Here is a 2204-nt window from a genome sequence, read left to right on the forward strand (position 1 = left end):
TGTCAACGCCGATGTGAAAATGTCGTTTTTTGCCGATTAAAAAATGCTGTTTTTTACCGATAAGGTTTACAGTGTCTCACTGCTCCTTTCTTTATTTTGTGAGCTGAAACCTGATAAATCAGGTCCAGAATTATCCTTCTTTTCAATCAAATGATCCTTCATTCGATATGATCGACCGGTGATTCGGATGACTTTAGCGTGGTGAACCAAGCGGTCTAAAATGGCGTTAGCTAACATCTTATCTGAAAAGGTGTTTCCCCACTTAGAAAGCGGAATATTAGTGGTGATAATGGTTGATTTCCGTTCATATCGTTTTTCAATTAGCTGAAAGAACAGCTTAGCACCCACTGACTCAATTGGGAGATAACCAATCTCGTCAATGATTAGAATTTGAAAACGGGCATACCGGCGCAACACTTCTTCGCTTCGTCCTTGAACTTGTGCTGTTTGAAGCTTGTTGATGAGGTCGCTACATCGAATAAACTGCGTTGAAATTCCTTGTTTACACCCTTCAATTCCAATGGCGGTGGCTAGGTGAGTCTTACCGACACCGGAGGTGCCGATAAACAAAATGTTTTGATTCTCTTGGGTGAATCTTAGTGATCCCAAGTCCTCAATTGTCCCTTGGTTAATTCCTGGTTGATAGCTAAAGTCAAAGTCAGCTAACGTTTTTTCATATGGAAAGCGGGCTAGTTTAATTCTCAAATTAATCTTTTTTTGTTCCCGGTATTTAAGCTCAGCCGTTGTCAATTCGAATAAGGCATCACTCAAGGACTTGGGTGCTTCATCTTGATGATCCAATAGGTAGCCTAAATGTTCGGCGAAACGATCTAACTTTAATTGTCTAAGGTTGGTGTATAACGCTTGGTAATTAGCCATTTTCTCACTCCATTTCATCAAACATCTTCAGGTTTCGGTCGACGTAATCATCAATGACTCGGTCATCACGATTCTTATAAAGGTCTGATCGGACAATCTCTTCCATGTCATCGCGAAGATAATTAAATCTTTTCAGTGAAATAGGGTGAGAACGAATTAATTCTCCGTTATAATAAACGTATAGAGTATTGTCATCGTGTTTAATTTGTACGGTTTCGTCAATATATCTGATGGGGACGGAGTATTTCCGATTTTGAAAGACAATCATTGATTCCTTGCTAACTTTCCTTGCGATGGTTTGGCTGGCATAGGCATCGAGTAAGTCATGATCAAAATCATGGAGATACTCTTTTTCTTTATCAAGCAATAAATAAGGCGGAATTTGAGTCGCCTGAGACTTCTCATGATTCAGCTGATCACACGTCAAATGAACGATCTCGGCTAAGTCTAGCGGCTCTTCAAACTCATGGTTGTAAACTTTAATTCGCTGAGTAGTTCTGGCCAACGCCTCAACCTTTCCTTTGGTTTGTGGCCGAAACGGTCGACAAGCAATTGGCTTGAAACAAGCGTCCTTAGCGTATTCAACGAAGGTTTCATTAAATACCGGCTTACCAAAATTACTTTTATGATGATCGACGACAACCTTTTGGTTGTCAAACCAGATTTCTTTCGGCACACCCCCGGTTGCCCAAAAGGCATTCGTTAAGCAATCAAAAAAGGTAGTTTGGCTGCGACTGAAGGTAAATTGCATGTATTTCATTCGCGAGTACCCTAAAACATATAAGAAGATGTTGCCTTTGACAATCTCTCCATGCCGAGAAACCAATGTTAAGTCTTCTTTCCAATCAACCTGGGCTGAAAGTCCTGGCGAGGTTTCAATCCGGATAGTGGCTTTTTTCGTTGCGGCTTTTCTGATGGTTCGACAATAGTCTCTGAGAATACTTTGCTTTCCTTGATAGCCACGTTCTTTGATAAAGTAATAAATTGCCGTTGCCGAACAGCCTTCTAGAACCTTTTCTTCAATCGTTTTTCGATAATCGTCAAGTTTACTCGGCCGCCGTAAGGGTTGTGGCTGCTCATCTGGGGGCGTAAGCCCTAAATTGTAGTATCTTTTTACCGTTCGTGGATCAACACCGTATCGCCGACCAATTTCAGCGAAGTTGGGCTTTATTTTGTTCATAATATATTGCTGGACACACTGCTCAACATCTAAACGCATTTCAGTTCCTCCAAATTTGAGATGCGTTTATTTTACCGTAAAAAAATGTTGGAAAACCGACATTTTCTAATCGGTATTTTCCAACATTTTACAACCGTTGCTGACA

At 40.7% G+C, this 2204-nt stretch carries 2 protein-coding genes; both read right to left on the reverse strand.

Annotated elements, in window-relative coordinates; translation table 11 throughout:
• Positions 1 to 66 precede the first annotated feature (66 nt).
• On the reverse strand, positions 67 to 879 hold the full coding sequence (gene istB, locus FFM73_RS12335; protein WP_137631935.1) for an IS21-like element helper ATPase IstB: 813 nt from the start codon (positions 877 to 879) through the stop codon (positions 67 to 69).
• 4 nt (positions 880 to 883) lie between these two features.
• Positions 884 to 2098 carry an IS21 family transposase gene (gene istA / locus FFM73_RS12340; RefSeq protein WP_056949675.1) on the reverse strand — a complete coding sequence of 405 codons (1215 nt, stop codon included), beginning with the start codon at positions 2096 to 2098 and terminating at the stop codon, positions 884 to 886.
• Between the last annotated feature and the right edge of the window lie 106 nt (positions 2099 to 2204).

It is taken from the genome of Secundilactobacillus hailunensis (assembly GCF_005405185.1).
GTDB classification, from domain to species: domain Bacteria; phylum Bacillota; class Bacilli; order Lactobacillales; family Lactobacillaceae; genus Secundilactobacillus; species Secundilactobacillus hailunensis.

Coding starts and splice junctions, on each gene's coding strand:
- istB (WP_137631935.1), bottom strand. CDS start 879: ATGGCTAATTACCAAGCGTTATACACCAACCTTAGACAATTAAAGTTA.
- istA (WP_056949675.1), bottom strand. CDS start 2,098: ATGCGTTTAGATGTTGAGCAGTGTGTCCAGCAATATATTATGAACAAA.